This is a genomic window from Streptomyces sp. NBC_00464, assembly GCF_036013915.1.
In the GTDB taxonomy this organism is placed as follows: domain Bacteria; phylum Actinomycetota; class Actinomycetes; order Streptomycetales; family Streptomycetaceae; genus Streptomyces.
Map to the genome: position 1 here is coordinate 774,878 of NZ_CP107899.1, position 17,393 is coordinate 792,270.

The 17,393-nt window shown below is 71.5% G+C and carries 22 protein-coding genes; 7 read left to right on the forward strand and 15 right to left on the reverse strand.

The window, feature by feature from the left end:
- Positions 1-149 precede the first annotated feature (149 nt).
- Entirely contained in the window at positions 150-248 is a 99-nt protein-coding gene (locus OG912_RS03280) for an SHOCT domain-containing protein (RefSeq protein ID WP_327708081.1), read from the forward strand.
- A gap of 24 nt (positions 249-272) precedes the next feature.
- Here the strand turns inward: OG912_RS03280 and OG912_RS03285 are convergent, their stop codons facing one another.
- The 8 genes from OG912_RS03285 to OG912_RS03320 all read right to left on the reverse strand — a co-directional run bounded on the left by OG912_RS03285 (position 273) and on the right by OG912_RS03320 (position 7,243).
- The gene (locus OG912_RS03285; RefSeq protein ID WP_327708082.1) at positions 273-806 is read right to left on the reverse strand and encodes a GNAT family N-acetyltransferase; all 534 of its coding nucleotides are present in this window, start codon (positions 804-806) and stop codon (positions 273-275) included.
- The gene (locus OG912_RS03290) at positions 803-1,318 is read right to left on the reverse strand and encodes a GNAT family N-acetyltransferase (protein ID WP_327708083.1); all 516 of its coding nucleotides are present in this window, start codon (positions 1,316-1,318) and stop codon (positions 803-805) included. Before OG912_RS03290 ends, OG912_RS03285 begins: the two co-directional genes overlap by 4 nt.
- Positions 1,319-1,394: 76 nt before the next feature.
- Positions 1,395-1,985, reverse strand: a complete 591-nt coding sequence (locus OG912_RS03295; RefSeq protein WP_327708084.1) for a hypothetical protein — start codon at positions 1,983-1,985, stop codon at positions 1,395-1,397.
- Between the two features lie 14 nt (positions 1,986-1,999).
- Complete coding sequence (locus OG912_RS03300; RefSeq protein ID WP_123463723.1) at positions 2,000-3,163, reverse strand: ROK family glucokinase; 1,164 nt, start codon at positions 3,161-3,163, stop codon at positions 2,000-2,002.
- Positions 3,164-3,338: 175 nt separating this feature from the next.
- Positions 3,339-4,199 carry an ATP-binding cassette domain-containing protein gene (locus OG912_RS03305; RefSeq protein ID WP_327708085.1) on the reverse strand — a complete coding sequence of 287 codons (861 nt, stop codon included), beginning with the start codon at positions 4,197-4,199 and terminating at the stop codon, positions 3,339-3,341.
- Entirely contained in the window at positions 4,196-5,245 is a 1,050-nt protein-coding gene (locus tag OG912_RS03310; RefSeq protein ID WP_327708086.1) for an ABC transporter permease, read from the reverse strand. Before OG912_RS03310 ends, OG912_RS03305 begins: the two co-directional genes overlap by 4 nt.
- Positions 5,242-6,255, reverse strand: coding sequence for a sugar ABC transporter substrate-binding protein (locus OG912_RS03315; RefSeq protein ID WP_443060940.1), 1,014 nt, complete (start codon positions 6,253-6,255; stop codon positions 5,242-5,244). Before OG912_RS03315 ends, OG912_RS03310 begins: the two co-directional genes overlap by 4 nt.
- A gap of 229 nt (positions 6,256-6,484) precedes the next feature.
- Positions 6,485-7,243, reverse strand: a complete 759-nt coding sequence (locus OG912_RS03320) for a GntR family transcriptional regulator (protein WP_326739752.1) — start codon at positions 7,241-7,243, stop codon at positions 6,485-6,487.
- Positions 7,244-7,394: 151 nt separating this feature from the next.
- On the opposite strand from OG912_RS03320, the gene OG912_RS03325 reads away from it, so the two are divergent.
- Complete coding sequence (locus OG912_RS03325; RefSeq protein ID WP_327708088.1) at positions 7,395-8,399, forward strand: Gfo/Idh/MocA family protein; 1,005 nt, start codon at positions 7,395-7,397, stop codon at positions 8,397-8,399.
- Positions 8,400-8,420: 21 nt separating this feature from the next.
- Here the strand turns inward: OG912_RS03325 and OG912_RS03330 are convergent, their stop codons facing one another.
- The 5 genes from OG912_RS03330 to OG912_RS03350 all read right to left on the reverse strand — a co-directional run bounded on the left by OG912_RS03330 (position 8,421) and on the right by OG912_RS03350 (position 13,248).
- Positions 8,421-9,617: a cytochrome P450 family protein gene (locus OG912_RS03330; protein WP_327708089.1), complete on the reverse strand. Its 1,197-nt coding sequence runs from the start codon at positions 9,615-9,617 to the stop codon at positions 8,421-8,423.
- Positions 9,614-10,048 (reverse strand): PaaI family thioesterase, encoded by a 435-nt coding sequence (locus OG912_RS03335; protein ID WP_327708090.1) that lies wholly within the window; start codon positions 10,046-10,048, stop codon positions 9,614-9,616. Before OG912_RS03335 ends, OG912_RS03330 begins: the two co-directional genes overlap by 4 nt.
- A 17-nt stretch (positions 10,049-10,065) precedes the next feature.
- Positions 10,066-11,244: a cytochrome P450 family protein gene (locus OG912_RS03340; RefSeq protein WP_327708091.1), complete on the reverse strand. Its 1,179-nt coding sequence runs from the start codon at positions 11,242-11,244 to the stop codon at positions 10,066-10,068.
- A gap of 67 nt (positions 11,245-11,311) precedes the next feature.
- Positions 11,312-12,034 (reverse strand): response regulator transcription factor, encoded by a 723-nt coding sequence (locus OG912_RS03345; protein ID WP_327708092.1) that lies wholly within the window; start codon positions 12,032-12,034, stop codon positions 11,312-11,314.
- On the reverse strand, positions 12,031-13,248 hold the full coding sequence (locus OG912_RS03350; protein WP_327708093.1) for a sensor histidine kinase: 1,218 nt from the start codon (positions 13,246-13,248) through the stop codon (positions 12,031-12,033). Before OG912_RS03350 ends, OG912_RS03345 begins: the two co-directional genes overlap by 4 nt.
- A 146-nt stretch (positions 13,249-13,394) precedes the next feature.
- Here OG912_RS03350 and OG912_RS03355 point away from each other — a divergent pair, with 146 nt between their 5' ends.
- Positions 13,395-13,598, forward strand: a complete 204-nt coding sequence (locus OG912_RS03355; RefSeq protein ID WP_326739745.1) for a hypothetical protein — start codon at positions 13,395-13,397, stop codon at positions 13,596-13,598.
- 35 nt (positions 13,599-13,633) lie between these two features.
- On the opposite strand, the gene OG912_RS03360 is transcribed toward OG912_RS03355, so the two are convergent.
- Positions 13,634-14,557, reverse strand: coding sequence for a DMT family transporter (locus tag OG912_RS03360; protein ID WP_327708094.1), 924 nt, complete (start codon positions 14,555-14,557; stop codon positions 13,634-13,636).
- 151 nt (positions 14,558-14,708) lie between these two features.
- Here OG912_RS03360 and OG912_RS03365 point away from each other — a divergent pair, with 151 nt between their 5' ends.
- The 4 genes from OG912_RS03365 (at position 14,709) to OG912_RS03380 (ending at position 16,988) form a co-directional block, all read left to right on the forward strand.
- Complete coding sequence (locus OG912_RS03365) at positions 14,709-15,353, forward strand: TetR/AcrR family transcriptional regulator (RefSeq protein ID WP_327708095.1); 645 nt, start codon at positions 14,709-14,711, stop codon at positions 15,351-15,353.
- 128 nt (positions 15,354-15,481) lie between these two features.
- Complete coding sequence (locus OG912_RS03370) at positions 15,482-15,916, forward strand: hypothetical protein (protein WP_327708096.1); 435 nt, start codon at positions 15,482-15,484, stop codon at positions 15,914-15,916.
- Between the two features lie 54 nt (positions 15,917-15,970).
- Positions 15,971-16,600, forward strand: coding sequence for a TIGR03086 family metal-binding protein (locus tag OG912_RS03375; protein WP_327708097.1), 630 nt, complete (start codon positions 15,971-15,973; stop codon positions 16,598-16,600).
- A 133-nt stretch (positions 16,601-16,733) separates the two neighbouring features.
- Positions 16,734-16,988, forward strand: coding sequence for a hypothetical protein (locus tag OG912_RS03380; protein ID WP_327708098.1), 255 nt, complete (start codon positions 16,734-16,736; stop codon positions 16,986-16,988).
- A 30-nt stretch (positions 16,989-17,018) separates the two neighbouring features.
- On the opposite strand, the gene OG912_RS03385 is transcribed toward OG912_RS03380, so the two are convergent.
- Positions 17,019-17,345 (reverse strand): putative quinol monooxygenase, encoded by a 327-nt coding sequence (locus OG912_RS03385; RefSeq protein WP_327708099.1) that lies wholly within the window; start codon positions 17,343-17,345, stop codon positions 17,019-17,021.
- Positions 17,346-17,393: the final 48 nt, after the last annotated feature.

Here is a 17,393-nt window from a genome sequence, read left to right on the forward strand (position 1 = left end):
GTCGACGGGCGAGAGAACGCCGGTCGTGCCCGGACACGCAGCCCCTTACCCGCCCCGACTCTGCGCCGCCGGCCCCCGCGCCCGCCACTCCCTCGTGGGGTGGGCCTGTCCCGGCGCCGGCGGCCCCCGCTCAGAGCTCGCGGGAAATCATGGATCTCCTGCGGCGACTCGGGGAACTCCGCGACGCGGGTGTCATCTCTCCCGGTGAGTTCGAGGCGAAGAAGGCCGACTTCCTGCGAAGGCTCTGAGAGCGACCGGCCGTCAGGAATTCTTCAGGAGGCCGGCCTGCCGGCCAGTGTCCTTTCCCAGAACACTTCGTCGCGCCATGCGCCGTCGGCGTAGAAGTGGTCATGGGCGATGCCCCAGGACCTGAAGCCGTGTTTGCGGAGGATCGACTGGGACGCCAGGTTCTCCAACTGGGTGTGCGCCTCCAGCCGATGGAGGTTCAGCTCGTCCTCGGCGATGCGCAGCGCGAGGCCGACGGCACGGCTCGTGTGCCCGTGCCCCTGGTGGAGAGAGGAGACCCAGTATCCGAGGAATCCCTTCTGGAACGGGCCGCGCAGGATCGAGCTGATGCCGACCTGGCCGATGGCGGTCCCGTCGGAGACCACGACGCCGGGCCATGCGAGCCCCTCGTCATGGGCGGCCAGAAGGGATTCGATGGCCGAGGCCTGCCCGGCGGGCGTGTAGAACTCCGCGGGCCTTGCGGGCAGCCAGCGCGCGTACGCCTGCTTGTCCCGGGAGAGCAGTTCGGCGAGTGCGGGGCCGTCGGAGGGTTCGATCAGGCGAATCGACGTGGTGCTCACAGGTGTTCTGCCCGATCCTCTCGACCAAGGGACTTGACGTACCAGTGGTCTGCTCTGCCGTGACCTTCGTAGGGCGCGGTCTCGTCATATCCGTGCGCCGTGTACAAGGCCCGTGCCTCGGCGAGTCGGGCGTTCGTCTCGCACACGATCCGGGACGCGCCCAGTCTCTGCGCCGCCGCCTCGACAGCCGCCGGCAGGCCGCGCCCCAGGCCCGCCCCGCGCCCTGCCGGACGTACGTACATGCGCTTCAGCTCCGCTGTCACCGGGGCACCGGTCAGCAGCCGCACTCCCGCGCACCCGAGGAGTGCACCGTCGCCGTCGCGAGCTACGAGAAACTCGCCGTGCGGCGGGCCGAGATCGTCGTGCGGGTCGCTGTCGAGCACCTCACGCAGCTCCGCCTCCGTGACCGGGCGCCCCAGCACCCGCGGTCCCATTTCGCTGAAGTACTGCGACATCAGGTCGTCGATCCCCGTGCCGGTGACCGGCTCCGCACCGATGGTCCACGTGGGCATACCCGTCATGGTCCGCGACTTCACCCGTGGTTGTCCATGGCCCCGTGCCGGTGAACGGCTCCGTGGCCGCTCCGGGTCAGGGCGTCGCGGCGGAGACGACGTACACGACGGGCGACATCGGGTCGGTCATGTCGACGGTGATGTCCTGCGTGGGCCGCGGGTCCTTGTTGGTGTGCGTGGTGCCCGCCCACGAGACGCCGTCGCCGAAGTACCAGCCCGCGATCTTCGTGTCGCGTTCACCGACGGTGACCCGACCGGCCTCCAGTGCGGCGCGGCCCGTGCCCACCTGGGTCAGGAACCGGTCGAGACCGTTGGACGTCGTGCGGAACTGCACGTACATCCGGCTGGCCTTCCAGTTGTTGGTCTCGTAGTACTGGACCTCCTTGGCGTCCCCGGGGATCGGGACCTCGAAGATCCGGCGGAGCATGCGTGACGGCCAGCCCTCGCGGAGCCCCTGCGCCGCCGCCTCGGCGGCCTTGTCCTGGCCGGAGCGCCGGCTCTGTCCCGCGGAGATCAGCAGGTAGCCGGCCGGGATGCCGATGAGCAGCACGATGATGGTCGCCGTGATCAGGCGCCGGCGGATGGTCCGGCGGCGCTCCTCGGGCGCCGGTCCCTCGCCGGGCGGCGGGGACTGGCGCGGCACGACGGGGTGCTCGGCTGCGGTCATGGGTGTGGGGATCCCTAGGAAGTGCGGGTGTTGCGCGTGTTACGGATGGTGCTGGCGGCCTGGTCGTAGATCTGGGCGTACCGCTCGTACCGCTCCACGCGTCGGCGGTTGGTACGCCGGAAGCGGCGGGCCACCAGCCTGGCGAGGTCGGCCGCGCCGACCATACCTGCCTCGGGGCCGAGCTGCGCCTTCGCGATCCGGGCCTCGGGGCGGTAGCCGCGGCCGGTGAGGTGCCGTTTGAAGGCGTCCCTGGCCGGTCCGATCAGCAGGTCGTCGGCGGCGCTGACACCGCCTCCGATGACGAAGCAGGAGGGGTCGAGCGCGGCCGCCAGATTGGCGATGCCGACGCCGAGCCACTGACCGATGTCCTGGAGGAGCTCGATGCACATCGCATCGCCCTCGCGGGCGAGTTCGGTGATGAGCGGTCCGGTGATGTCGGGGATGTTGCCCTTGACCCGCTCGATGAGTCCGTGGGCCACCGGGGAGTCCGCGGCAGCCAGTTCCCTGGCCTCCCGGACGAGGGCGTTGCCGGAGCTGTACTGCTCCCAGCAGCCGCGGTTGCCGCAGGGGCAGCGGTGGCCGCCGGGCACCACCTGCATGTGGCCGAACTCACCGGCGACGCCGTACTTGCCGCGCTTGACCTGACCGTCCTCCAGGATCGCGCCGCCGATGCCGGTGCCGAGCGTGATCATGACGAGGTGGTCCTCGCCGCGGCCGGCGCCGAAGCGCCATTCGGCCCAGGCGGCGGTGTTGGCATCGTTGTCCACCATGACCGGGACCACGAGCCGGGAGGCGATGGCGTCGCGCAGGGGCTCGTCGCGCCAGGCCAGGTGCGGGGCGAACAGGACTTTGGAGCGGTCGGCGTCGACCCAGCCGGCCGCCCCGATGCCCACCGCGTGCACGTCGTGGCGGTCGGAGAGATCCAGCACCAGCTCGACGATGGTGTCCTCGACGACCTTGGGGCTCTTGGACTTGTCGGGCGTTTCGGTACGCAGGGTCTCCAGGATGTTGCCGTCGGCGTCGACGACGCCGGCCATCACCTTGGTCCCCCCGATGTCGATGCCGACCGTGGGCACCCGTGGCGCGGTGAGGTGCGAGCGCCGCTCCCTGGTGCCGACGGTCCGCAGGACGGTGGCGCGGGCGGAGCCGCGGTGCGTGAAGTCGCGGTACGTGCTCATCGTCCCTGCGGGGTCTGGGGGGCCGGTTCGTCCTGCATCCGGCGGCGGACGGTGCCCGCCGGATTCGATTCTGCCACTGCCGGCCGGGGTCCGTGCCGCAACCGGTCTGCCGCCGGGTGCCCGGCAGGCCCGGAGACCGGGCCCGCCGGGCGGGCCGGGCCCGCTGTGGACACGGTCACGCGGAGGTGTCGTCCTCGTCCTGACGGCCGACTGTCGGGCCCGGGGTCCGCTCCAGCTCGTGGCTGAGCTCCTCCAGCTCGCTGCCGCCCGCCATCTGCCGGGTCAGCTCGTCCAGCGTGACGCCGTCCTTCGTGTGGCTGCCCGCCATGGCGCCCCGCTTGAGCAGCACGAAACGGTCACCGACGAGGTACGCGTGGTGCGGGTTGTGCGTGATGAGAACCACGCCGAGTCCGGCGTCGCGGGCGGCGGCGACGTACTTGAGCACCACCCCGGACTGCTTGACACCGAGCGCGGCGGTCGGCTCGTCCAGGACGAGGACCTTGGCACCGAAGTGGACGGCCCGCGCGATGGCGACGCACTGGCGCTCGCCGCCGGACAGGGTGCCGATGGGCTGGTCGACGTCGCGCAGGTCGATGCCCATCCGCAACAGCGCGGAGCGGGTCGTCTCCCGCATCAGCCGGACGTCGAGGCGCTTGAAGGGGCCCTTCCCGGTCGTCGGCTCGGAGCCGAGGAAGAAGTTGCGCCAGACCGGCATCAGGGGCACGACGGCGAGGTCCTGGTAGACCGTGGCGATGCCCCGGTCCAGGGCGTCGCGCGGGTTGGCGAGCGTGGTCTCCTCGCCGTCGATGAGGAAGCTCCCGGCGTCGTGCCGGTGCAGCCCCGCGATGATCTTGATCAGGGTGGACTTGCCGGCGCCGTTGTCACCGAGGACGCAGGAGATCTCTCCTGCGTGGACCTCCAGAGAGACGTCCTGGAGTGCCTTGATGTTGCCGTAGTACTTGCTGACGTGGTCGAGCTCGACCAGCGCCCGCCGGTCGGTGTCCGCCGGCCCGCTCGATGCCTGGGGGGCCGTCATTTCGTCGCCTCCGCGCGCTTGCGTACCCATGCGTTGAGCAGGGTGGCCAGGAGCAGCATGGCTCCGAGGAAGAACTTGAACCAGTCCGGGTTCCACTCCGCGTACACGATGCCCTTGCTGGTCATGCCGAAGATGAAGGCACCGACCGCCGAGCCGATCGCGGAGCCGTAGCCGCCGGTGATCAGACAGCCGCCGATGACGGCCGCGATGATGTAGATCAGCTCGTTGCCGACGCCCTCACCGGACTGCACCACGTCGTAGCTGAACAGCAGGTGCTGGCCGGAGATCCAGGCCCCGAAGGCCACCCCGAGGTAGAGCCCGATCTTGGTCCGGATCACCGGGACGCCGACCGCGCGGGCCGCGTCGGCCTCGCCGCCGACGGCGAAGATCCAGTTGCCGAAGCGGGTGCGGATCAGGATCCAGGTGGCGATCGCGACGAGGACGGCCCACCACAGGATGGTGACCTTCAGCTCGACGCCGCCGACCGTCCAGTACGAGGCGAAGAGCTTGCGGGCCGAGTCGAAGCCCTCCATGTTGCCGATGGTCTTCGTCGAGACGGTCCCGCTGATCAGCTTGGTGAATCCCAGGTTGAGACCGGTCAGCATCAGGAACGTACCGAGCGTGATGATGAAGCTCGGGAGTTTGGTACGCGTCAGCATGAAGCCGTTGAACGCGCCGATGGCGAGCGTGACCAGCAGGGAGACGAAGACGCCGACCCAGACGTTGGCCGTCATCTGGTAACTGAACATCGACGAGATCAGCGCGGAGCTGGTGACCATCACGCCCGCGGAGAGGTCGAACTCCCCGCCGATCATCAGCAGCGCCACCGGCGCCGCCATGATGCCGATCGTGGAGGCCGCGTACAGCACCGTGCCGAAGCTGGTGGCGCGCAGGAAGCTGTCGGCGACGATCGCGAAGAAGAGGAAGACCGCCAGCGCGCCGACGACGGATCCCAGCTCGGGCCGGCCGAGCAGCTTGCGCAGCGGTGAGGTGCGCACCAGCCGCTCGTCCGTCACGGCGGAGGACGTACCGGGCCCCGCGGTCATCGGGTTCCCCGGTCGGCGTACTCGGCCAGCTGGGCGGCGTCCTCGGAGGTGATGATCTGCGGACCGGTCAGGACCGGTCGTCCGCCGCCGAGCACGTTGCGGTTGTAGCGGTAGAGCCAGAGCAGGTCGACGGCCTCGTACCCCTGGAGGTAGGGCTGCTGGTCGACGGCGAAGCCGAGGGTCTTGGCCTGGAGATCGGCGGCGACCTTGGCGTTCAGGTCGAAGGTGTCGATCTCGGCCTTGCTGCCGGCGGTCTTCTTCGCCTTGACTGCGGCGTCCGCGAACGGCGCACCGAGCGTGACGACCGCGTCGATGTCCTTGTCCGCCTGGAGCTTCGCCTCGATGGAGGCCTGGACGTCCGGCATGTTGGTGCCCTCGACGTACAGGTTCTGCATCTCGCCGTCGAAGGTCTTCTTCGCCCCGGCGCAGCGCTGCTCGTGGCCGACGTTGCCCTGTTCGTGCAGGATGCACAGGGCCTTCTTGCGGCCGCGTGCGTTGAGCTCGTCACCGACGGCCTCGCCGGCGATCGACTCGTCCTGGCCGATGTGCGTGAGCGCGCCGTACTGCTTGGACTCTGCGGAGCCGGAGTTCACCGTGATCACCGGGATGCCGGCCTTGACGGCCTTGGCGACGACGGTCTTCATGGCGTCGGGCTTGGCGAGCGTGACGATCAGCCCGTCGACCTTCTTGTCGATGGCGGCCTGGACGAGCTGGGCCTGCTGCTGCGCCTCGTCGTTGTGCGAGTACAGGAAGTTGATGTTGTCCTTCTTGGCCGCCATGTCGGCACCCTTCTGGACGATGTCCCAGAAGGTGTCGCCGTCGCCCGAGTGGGTGACCATGGCGAAGGTCCAGCGGGGTGTGTTCACCGCGGACCGGCCCTCGGATGCGGCCTGCGCCGCACGCTCCTCCGCCCGCTTGCCGCCGGTGCTGCTGCATCCCATGAGGGAAGCGCCGAGCACCGCCGCAAGCACGGCGCCCATCGCACGTACCCCTGTCCGAACCCTTGCCACGACGCCGTGCCCTTCTAGTGCTGCTCGCTGTGCTGCTGGTGGAGCCGGGGCCATACGGTCCCGGCCCGGCTGGGCAAGTATCCCCGAGCCCGTGCCGCCGTCGCCCGGAGGGGCGCGGCGCGTGTGTCGGACCGGAGCGTGTACGGCGGCAGGGCGGCCGGGTGCGGCCGTCGTCACCGTACGAGTAGCCGAGAAGCCTGTGACACCGTACGAGAGCCGGGGCCCCGTGTCACCGTACGAGGAGCTGAAAATCGAAGGCGTAGCGCGAGGCGCGGTAGAGGTGGGATCCGAATTCGACCGCCCGCCCGGTGGCGTCGAAGGTGGTGCGCTCCATCGTGAGCAGGGCGGCGCCCTCGCTCTCGCCGAGCCGGCCGGCCTCCTCCGCGGTGGCGAGGCGGGCGCCGACGGTCTGGCGGGCGCTGTGCAGGGTGATGCCGGCGCCGCGCATCATCCGGTAGAGGCCGGTGGCGGCCGGCCGGTCGCCGGAGAGGTCGAGGAGTCCGGCGGGCAGGTGGTTGCGCAGGAGGGCGAGGGGCTCGCCGTCCGCGTGGCGCAGCCGCTCGATGTACTGGACCTCGGTGCCCTCCGTGACGCCCAGTGCCGCGGCGACCGCTGCCGTCGCCGGCTGCGGGGCGTTGGTCAGGACGGTGGTCGAGGGGTGCCGGCCGGCGGTCTCCAGGTCGTCGTAGAGACTGCTGAGTTCGAGCGGGCGCCTGACCTTGCTGTGCAGCACCTGGGTGCCGACGCCGCGGCGGCGGACCAGCAGGCCCTTGTCCACGAGCGACTGGATGGCCTGGCGGACGGTGGGCCGGGACAGCCCGAGGCGGGCGGCGAGGTCGATCTCGTTGCCGAGGAGTCCGCCGGGGGCGAGCCGGCCGTCCTCGATGGCCGCCTCCAGCTGCTGGGCGAGCTGGTAGTAGAGCGGGACGGGGCTGGAGCGGTCCACGTTGAGGTTGAGGACCGAGGCGTCGGCGGTGGATTTCGGCACGTCGGGAGCGTAACCCGCACGTCAACATCTCCGGTAGTTCGGTCGTCCTGTTGTCCGGACAGCTTCACTCCTCGTCCAACCTGCCGAAATCGGCGCCAATTTGTCAGGACATACGGTTGACACCGCTTCGCGGGGACGGCACGTTGGGTGCATGCGCATCGGACTCCTGGGCACCGGCCGGATCGGCTCCTTCCACGCGGGCGTCCTCGCCCGCCATCCCGCGGTGGAGGCACTGGTGGTGGCGGACCCCGACCCGGCCCGCGCGGCCGGCGTCGCCCGCCGGACCGGTGCGCGCGCCGTGGCCACGGCGACGGAGGTGTTCGACGCCGGTGTGGACGCCGTGGTGATCGCCTCCGCCACGTCCGCCCACGCCGAGCTGATCGGCCGGGCCGCCCGCGCCGGGGTGCCCGCCTTCTGCGAGAAGCCCGTCGCCCTGGATCTGGCGGGCACACTCGGGGCGCTCCGCGAGGCGGAGCATGCGCCCAGCGTTCTCCAGCTCGGCTTCATGCGCCGGTTCGACGCCGGGTATGCGGCGGCGCGCGCCGCGGTGCGCGGCGGGGCGCTCGGCCGGCTGCACACCGTACGGACGGTGACGTCCGATCCGGCGCCGCCGCCCGCCGCGTATCTGCCGCTCTCCGGCGGGCTGTTCCGGGACTGTCTGGTCCATGACTTCGACATGGTGCGCTGGGTGACGGGCCGTGAGGTGACGCGGGTGTACGCCACCGGGTCGGACGCCGGGCCCGCGATGTTCCGGGCAGCCGGCGACGTGGACACGGCGGCGGCGCTGCTGACGCTCGACGACGGCACCCTGGTCACCGCGACGGCGACCCGCTGCAACGGCGCCGGTTACGACGTGCGGATGGAGCTCGCGGGTGAGCGCGACCAGATCGCGGTCGGCCTCGACGACCGCACACCGCTCACCTCCGCCGAACCGCAGGGCCCCGCCGCCCCGGCCAAGCCCTGGCCGGGGTTCCTGGAGCGCTTCGCCGCCGCGTACGAGGCCGAACTGGACGCCTTCGTGCGCCTGGTGCGCGGCGAGGCGGCCAATCCGTGCGACGGCCGGGAGGCGCTGCACGCGCTGCGGGTCGCGGAGGCCTGCGAGGTCTCGCGCCGCGAGCGGCGCCCGGTGGAGCTGATGGAGATCCCGTCCGCCTGAACCGGGCGCGCCGCCCCCGGTTCACCAGCTGACCGGCAGCCCCTCCGGGCCCCGGATGAGCATCCCCGTACGCCAGGTCAGCTCCGCCGGATCCAGGTCCAGTGCCAGCCCGGGGCAGCGCTCCAGCAGCGACCTGATGGCCACCGCCGCCTCGATGCGGGCCAGCGGTGCACCCAGGCAGTAGTGGATGCCGTGACCGAAGGCCAGGTGCCCGCGGGCGTCCCGGGTGATGTCGAAGCGGTCCGCCTCCGGGTAGCGGTCCGGATCGCGGTTGGCGTCGGACATCGCGACCAGGACGAGCTCGCCGCCGCCCGGTATCGCTGTGCCGCCGATCTCGATCGCTTCGGTGGTGAAGCGGTACGTGGGCGTCTCGACCGGTCCGGCGAAGCGGAGCATCTCCTCCACGGCGTTGTCGATGAGGCCGAAGTCGGCGCGCAGGGCTGCCAGTTGGTCCGGGTGCGTGAGCAGGGCCAGCACCCCGTTCGAGATCAGGTTCACCGTGGTCTCGTGGCCGGCGACGAGCAGCAGCCAGGCCATGCCCATCAGTTCACCCGCGGAGAGCCGGTCGCCCTCCTCGTCGGCGGTGTGGATCAGCGCGCTCATCAGGTCGTTGCCGGGCTGTTTCCGCTTGTCGTCGAGGAGTCCGGCGAGAAAGCCGGACATCTCGGCGGTCGCGGAGCGGCGTGCCTCGGCGTCGACGGAGGACACCACGATGTTGGACCACTCGCGAAAGGCCCGGCGGTCCAGGAACGGCACTCCGAGCAGTTCACAGATGACGGACATCGGCAGCGGGAAGGACAGGGACTCGACGAGATCGGTCCTGCGGTGCGGGCCCGCCAGCATGGTGTCGAGCAGCTCGTCCGTCATCTGCTGGATGCGTGGCACGAGTTGCTGCATCCGGCGGGCGGTGAACTCGCGGGTCACGAGCTTGCGGAGCCGGGTGTGCACGGGTGCGTCCGAGCTGAGCATGGAGACCCCCGAGGCGACCTGGCTGACGCCGAGGGAGGGCGAGGCGTTGCTCCACTGCTTGGAGAACCGCTGGTCCGCAAGCGCGGCCCGGCCCTCCTCGTACCCGACGACCAGCCAGGCGGGTGTGCCCTCCGGGATCCGGACCCGGTGGACGGGGCCGCGGGCCCGTAAGTCCGCGTAGACGGGGTACGGATCACGGGTGAAGCGCTCACCGAGCGCCCCGAGGTCGAATATGGCTTCGGCGGTCAAGCGGAGCTCCTTGAGGACGAGGCGGCGCTCAGCACGGTGCCCTGGGCGACGGCGCAGAGGGTTTCGGTACGGTCCTCCCCCACGACGGACAGATCGCAACGCGCGACGGCCTGCCGACGCCCGGTGTGGACGACCTCCGCGCGCGCGACGAGCGTGGTGCCGATGGCGGGACGGAGGTACTGGATGGAGAAGCCGCCGGTCAGCACGGCCGGGCCGAGGGTCGTCCCGGCTGCGAAGGTGAGGGCGTTGTCGGCGGCGTAGGCGAGCACACCGCCGTGCAGGAATCCGTTCTGCTGGCGCAGATTCTCGCGGCTGTCGATCTCCAGCGTGGCCGCGCCGTCACCGAAGGCGGTGATCCGTGCGCCGACGAGGGCGCTGAACGGCTGGCTGTCGAGCACCTTCTGCGCCATCCGCAGGTCGAGTCCGGTCATGGCGGGTCCCTTCTGTCTCACCAGCGCACCGGGAGCCGGCGCGCCCCGCGGATCAGCATGCCAGGCAGCCACTCCGGCTCCCCGGCGGCCGGGTCGAGTACGAGCCCGGGGCAGCGCTCCAGCAGCGTACGGATCGCGATGCGGCCCTCCATCCGGGCCAGCGGTGCGCCCATGCAGAAGTGGATCCCGTGCCCGAAGGCCAGGTGCCCCTGGGCCTCGCGGCGGATGTCGAAGCGGTCGGGCCGGGGGTAGCGTCCGGGGTCGCGGTCGGCGCCGGCCAGGGAGACCAGGACCGGGTCACCGGCCCCGATCGTCCGGGAGCCGATCGCGACGGTCTCCCGGGCGAACCTGAAGGTGGCGGTCTCCACCGGCCCCTCATGGCGGAGCATCTCCTCCACCGCACCGTCGAGAAGGCCGAAGTCGGCTCGCAGGGCTTCCAGTTGATCCGGATGGGCGAGCAACGCCCGTACGCCGTTGGAGATCAGGTTGACCGTCGTCTCATGACCCGCGACCAGCAGCAGGAAGGCCATGCCGACCAGTTCGTCGGGCGACAGCGTGTCATCGTCGTCGTACCGGGCGGCGATCAGTGCGCTCAGCAGGTCGTCGCCGGCCGAACAGCGCTTGTCCTCGATGAGTCCGGCGAGATAGGCGCCCATCGCCCGGACGGCGTCGCCCTCCTCCTGGGCTCCGACTGGGGAGACCACGGCGTTCGACATCGCACGGAAGGCGGCCCGGTCCAGGTCGGGTACGCCGATGAGTTCACAGATGACGGTCATCGGCAGCGGGAAGGCGAGCGCGTCGACGAGATCTGCCTGCCCGGCCGGCAGCATCGTGTCGATCAGCCCGTCGGTGATCTGCTGCACCCGGGGGCGCAGCGCCTCGATCCGGCGCGGGGTGAACTCCCGGGCGACCAGCTTGCGCAGGCGGGTGTGGTCCGGCGCGTCCATCTCCAGCATGTTGGCGTTGATCGGGTCGCCGACGACGGCCTGGCCGGGCAGTTTCCGCCAGTCCTTGGCGAATCTCTGGTCGGCGAGGACGGCGCGTCCCTCGTCGTAGCCGACGACGAGCCACACCCGGTCGAAGTCGTCGGTACGGACGATGTGCACCGGTCCTTCGGCGCGCAACCTGGCGTAGTACGGGTACGGATTCGCGGTGAAGTCGGCTGCTCCGCGCAGATCTGCGTCGACATCGGACATGGGCCCGCCCTCCCGGTCAGATCGGTCCGGTCAGCCTAAGCCGACCGGCCCGGCAGGGACGAAGGGTTCAGGACGGGCCGGTGTCGCCGTCGTCGTCGAGGAGGCCCGCGTCATGGACCAGCAGGGCGATCTGGACCCGGTTGTTGAAGTCGAACTTGGCGAGAATGCGTGACACCTGGGTCTTCACCGTGGCCACGCTCAGATAGAGGGCGGCGCCGATCTCCGCGTTGGAGCGGCCCTGCCCCACGGCGACCGCCACCTCACGTTCCCGGTCGGCCAGCAACGCGATGCGCTGCCGCGCCCGTTCGGCGCGGCCCGCCCGCTCCTCGTGGCCGGAACCCGCGGCGCGGGCCATCAGCTGACGGGTGACCGCGGGCGACAGGACGGGATCGCCGGCCGCCACCCGCCGTACGGAGTCCACGATCTGTGCGGGCGGGGTGTCCTTGAGGACGAAGCCGGCGGCTCCGGCGCGGATGGCACGGAGCACCTGCTCATCGGCGTGGAACGTCGTCAGGACGACGATCTCGGGGGCGTCCGGGCGGCTGCGCACCGCCTCGGTGGCGGTCAGCCCGTCCATGACCGGCATCCGGATGTCCATCAGGATCACGTCCGGCCTGAGCCGGTCGACGAGTTCGGCGACCTCGCTGCCGTCGGCCCCCTCCCCCACGATGTCGATGTCGTCGGCGCCTCCGAGCATGAGGGTGAGCCCCGCCCGTACGAGCGGGTCGTCGTCGACGACGAGCAGCCGGACGGGTCGGGGGGCCGGGGGCGCGGGAGTCGGGTCGGTCATGAGGACCACGGTAGCCAGGCCCGTACCGCGAACCCACCGTCCGGTTCGGGTCCGTGGTCGAGGCGGCCGCCTGCGAGGGTGGCCCGTTCGGTCAGGCCGATGAGGCCCTGGCCGGATCCCGGTACGTGCTCGAAGGGTTCGGTGGGGGCCGGATTGCGCACCTCCACGGTGATCCCCTGACCGGGTCCGCCGGTGACCGCGACGGTGGCCTCGGCGCCGGGCGCGTGCTTGCGGGCGTTGGTCAGGCCCTCCTGGGCGATGCGGTAGACCGTGCGGCCGGTGGCGGCGGGGGCGGCGTCCGGGTCGGCGATGCGGTTGTCGAGGGTGACCTTCATGCCGGCCGACCGGGATTCGGCGACGAGGGTGTCCAGCGTGGCGAGGGTGGGCTGCGGCCGGTCGCCGTCGCCGTCGCGGGGGCTGCGCAGGACGCCGATGATCTCGCGGAGGTCCTGGAGCGCCTCGTGCGCACTGTCCCGGATGACTCCGGCGGCGCGGGCGACTTCGGCCGGGGGTGCGTCGGGGCGGAATTCGAGGGCGCCGGCGTGGACACTGAGCAGGGTCAGCCGGTGGGCGAGTACGTCGTGCATCTCGCGGGCGATGTCCTCGCGGGCCAGCCGCTGCGCCCGCTCGGCCCGGAGTCCGGCCTCGGTCTCGGCCCGTCTGGCGCGCTCGCGCAGCGTGACGACGAGCTGGCGCCGGGACCGTACGACCATGCCCCAGCTGAGCACGAGCAGGACCAGCAGTACCCCGATGATGGTGGACGCGATGAACGAGGTGGACGGGTCGGGGCGCAGATACGGCTGTACGGGGGCGACCAGCAGGGCCCCCGCGCCGATGAGGGCGACCGGTCGGAACGGCCGGTGGACCGCCACGCTGAACAGCGCCACCAGCAGGGCTCCCGCCGCGACGGGCTCCACGGTGGACAGCAGGGTCAGGACGACGGCGAGGCCGACCGGCCAGCGTCGCCGCACCCACAGGGCGCAGCAGGCCGCGGCTCCGATCAGCGTGTCGGCCAGGACCACGACGTCGGGGGTGCTTCCGTCGGCTTCGATCGCGGCGAGGGCGGCCATCCCGATGCCCGCCGCGCAGAGGAAGGCCACGATGTCGACGGCCCAGTCCCGCACGGTGCGGCGCGTCCGGCCGCCCCGGTCGCCCGGCAGCTCGGGGTCGGCCATCGCCGAGGGCAGCAGCCAGAGGTATTCGGTACGCGTCATATCGACAAAGCTACGCAGCCGGGGAGCGGCTTCCGGGCGATCCGGGCCGCGCAGCGACCAAAGTCGCGGAAGCGGAGACTTTCGGACCGGCCGCGCAGACTACTGGCCGACGCGGCGCCGGTGCGCGGCCCGCCAGGCTCGTGCCCATGAAGAAACTCTGCGAGACGGTCGGCTTCCTGGTCTTCGTCCAGGGGGCCGCCGGACTGCTCCACGAATGGCTCGACTGGTTCAGCTTCTTCAGCGTGGTGCGGCGGCTGCCGTTCATCGGTGACCACTCGTTGTTCGCGTGCATCGTGCTGGTGGTGGCGGGGGCCGCCGTCATGATCGCGTCGGACTCGATCAAGGAGTGACGCGGCAGGAAGTCGGACGGCAGGAAGTCAGGCGGTCAAGGAGCGACAGGGTCCGCGCTGCGGCGCCCCCACGCCGTTCCGGCCAGCACGAGCACCGCGCCCGCGACACCGAGGACGCCCAGCCGCTCACCGCCGATCGCGATGCCGACGGCGGCGGCCCAGAGCGGTTCCGTACCGAGCAGCAGGCTGACCCGGGACGGTGAGGTGCGGCGTACGGACCACATCTGCACGAAGAACGCGAAGAGCGTGCAGAAGACCGACAGGAACAGCAGCCCGCCCCACTCCCGGACGCCGAACCCGGCGGCGACCGACCACGGCGACTCCCCGGTGCCGGGGGCGGCGGCCAGCAGGGCGAAGACGGCGACGGCGCTGCCGAGCTGGACCGTCGTCAGCGACAGCGAGTCCGCCGACTGGACGGACTTGATGCGCGCCATCAGGAGCACGTGGAGGGTACGGGCGAGTGCGGCGACGAGCATCAGCAGATCGCCCGCCGAGGGGCTGGTGAATCCGCCGCCCTGAGTCAGCAGCACCACCCCGGCGACGGAGAGCCCGGCTGCCGAGAGGAAGGCCCCGGTCGGCCGGGTCCGCGTCACGGCGGCCTCGGCGAGCGGGGTGAAGATCATGGTGAGGCTGATGATGAGCCCGGCGTTGGTCGCCGAGGTGTGCACGATGCCGTACGTCTCCACCAGGAAGATCCCGCTGAGCACCAGGCCGAGCAGCCCCGCGCCCCGCCACTGGGCGGCGCTCAGCGCCCGCAGCCGGGACCGTCCGGCGATCACCAGGACGGGCAGCACGACGGCGAACCGCAGGACCAGGACGGCGATGACCGTCTGCGTCGTGGTGATGCCCTTGGCGGCCAGATAGCTGGAGCCCCAGACCACCGCGACGAGCAGGACGGGCAGATCGGTCAGCCACGCCCGGCGTGGCGGGGCGAGTACGGGCACGGCGACAGAGGACACCCGGATCTCCTGGTTCTCCACAGGACTGATGTGGAGACCTCACTGGCTCGCACGCGGAGCGATCACGCTACCGGGCCTCCTCCTACAATGGCGAGCCCCGGGGCCGGTCCGACGGCAGCCGCCCGCACCTCACGGATTACGGAGTCGCCAGATGGCGGGAGAACGCCAGGACGGAAGGGTCGAACGGGGCAATCGAACCCGGCAGCTGATCCTCGCCCGGGCCGCCGCGGTGGCGTCGGTCGAGGGCCTGGACGGCCTTTCCCTCGGCCGGCTGGCCACCGACCTCCGGCTGAGCAAGAGCGGCGTGTTCGCACTGTTCGGCTCCAAGGAGGAGCTCCAGCTGGCGACGGTGCGGGCCGCCGTCGCGGTGTACGACGAGCATGTCGTGCAGCCGACCCGCGCCACGCCTGCGGGGCTCGGACGGATCCGGCGGATGTACGAGGCCTGGATCGCGTACTCGCAGGGGCGGGTCTTCCCTGGCGGCTGCTTCTTCTACGCGGCCATCGCCGAGTTCGACGCCCGCGAGGGCGCGGTGCACGACGCGCTGGTGGCCGCGCAGGCCGGCTGGGTCACCTTCGTGGAGCGGCGGATCGAGGAAGCGCGGACGCTGGGCGAGATCCGTGAGGACTGCGATGCCGCCCAGCTCGCCTTCGAAATCATCGCGTTCCTGGAGCTGGCCAACGGTGACTCCGTGCTCCGCGACAGCGGCGAGAGCTATCCGAGGGCGGCGCGCGCGATCCTGGGGCGATTGCGGGCGGTGGCGGTGGACGCCTCGTCACTGCCGGCCGCGCCGTAGGGACCGGCACCACCGACGCCGTCCGGACCGGTCCGTCCCCGAAAACAAACAGCACGACCGTTCGTCTAGTTGTACTGTTACGGGCATCCGGCGCGGACGGCCGCGCCCGACCATGGAAGGGGTCACTCGTGCCGCACGCCCTCTGGAGCACGGCATGGCAGGACGGCCCGGTCACCGAACCGCCCGGCCGCGGCACCGATGTGGTCGTCTCCGTCACCGAATTCGTCACTCACCGCCCCTGGACCACCTTCTCCGTCGGGGCGGCCGGTATGCGGCTGCGCCGGACCTGGCCGCACACGCCCGGCGCGGTCGGCATGTGGCTGTGGGCGGACATCAGCCCCCGGATGGACCGCTCGGGATCGATCACGGTCTGGGCCACCCGCGAGGACCTGCTGGGGTTCGTCGCGCGCCCCGACCACCGCCGCATCGTGCAGGCGTACCGGGGCCGGGGCGCACTGCGCTCGGCCACCTGGCACACCCCGTTCACCGGCCGCACCGCGCTGCGCGAGTCCGCCTGGCGCCTGCTCTCCGGCGCCGACCCGTGGCCCGCGTCCGAGTCCTGAGCCCGCTCGGCCCCGCCCACTCGTTCAGGCACACCTCGCGCAAGGAGCCGGACCATGGACATCGTGCAGCTCGACCGGGCCGCAGTGCTGGAATCGATCCGCGTCGTGGAGCGCGCGGGCCCCGGCGACTGGGACCGGCCCACCCCCTGCGACCGCTGGACCCTGCGGCTCCTCGTGGAGCACATGGGCACCCAGCACATCGGCTTCGCCGCCGCCGCGCGGGGCGAGGGGGCCCGCCCGGCCGCCTGGGAACCCCGGCCGGCCGGGGACGATCCGGTCGCTTGGTACCGCGGGACGGCCCACGCCGTCCTGGCCGGCTTCGCTCGACCGGACACTCTGGGAAGGCGGTTCACGCTCCCGGAGATCAACGCGGAGGCGACGTTCGCCGCGACCACCGCGATCGGGTTCCACTTCATCGACTACGTCGTGCACTCCTGGGACGTGGCGGCCGCACTGGGCGTGCCTGCCGCACTCCCACCGGCCGTCGTCGAGGCCGCCCTGCCCATCGCGCTGCGCGTCCCCGGCGGGGCATCACGCGAGAAGCCGGGCGCGGCCTTCAAGCCTGCCCTGGATCCCGGCCGGGACGCGCGAGCCACCGCCGACGCACTCCGGCTCGTACTGTCGGCGCTCGGCCGCTCGGCGGACTGGAGGCCGCCGCAGGACAGCGACCCGTCCGACCGGTGAAGTGACCGGGCTCATCGCGTACTTGGCCGGTGACAAGCCGGCGTACAGCACCGGAAGGGAACTGCTCACGGCCGGTGACCATACGACCTGAGCGTGGCAGGGTGAGGGAACGATGCCGTACCGAGGAGGCCTCATGTCCGCACCGGGTGACGGGGACGACCGTCCGCTGTACGAACAGTTCGGATTCCGGATCGCCCGGCGCGGCTACGACCGCGACCAGGTCGAGGCCTATATCTCCCGGCTCCGCGCCGGCGCCCCGCCGGCCGAGTCCGTGGCGTTCGACCTGGTGCGTCGCGGCTACGAGCGGGGCCGGGTCGACGACGTGATCACCCGGCTGCACCGTGAGGCGGGCCGGGGAGGACAGCCCCAGGCGCACGGGGAGTTCTGAGCGGGGGCGGCGCACCGCCCCCCTCGCGCCCTACGACCGCGGCTGCACCTCGGCCATGCGGGACCAGCCCTCGCCCGGCACCTCGACGTTGATGATCTCGGGCACCTCGGCCACCAGGTCCGCCATCGTCTCCATCGCCGCCTTGAAGTGCGCCGACTGCACGTGGGCCGCGCCGGCTTCGGCGGACGCGAACGCCTCCAGCAGCACGAACTGGTCCGGGTTCTCGACGCTGTAGGACCAGTCGAAGAACACGTTGCCGGGCTCCTGCCGGGTGGCGAGGGTGAAGTCCTCGACGGCCGGCAGCCAGTTGTCACGCTCGGCGGTGCGGACGGTGAACTTGACGGCAATGAAGATCATGGCGACTCCTGTCGGGATGCGCGGGAACCGGGGCCGGGTCCGGCATCC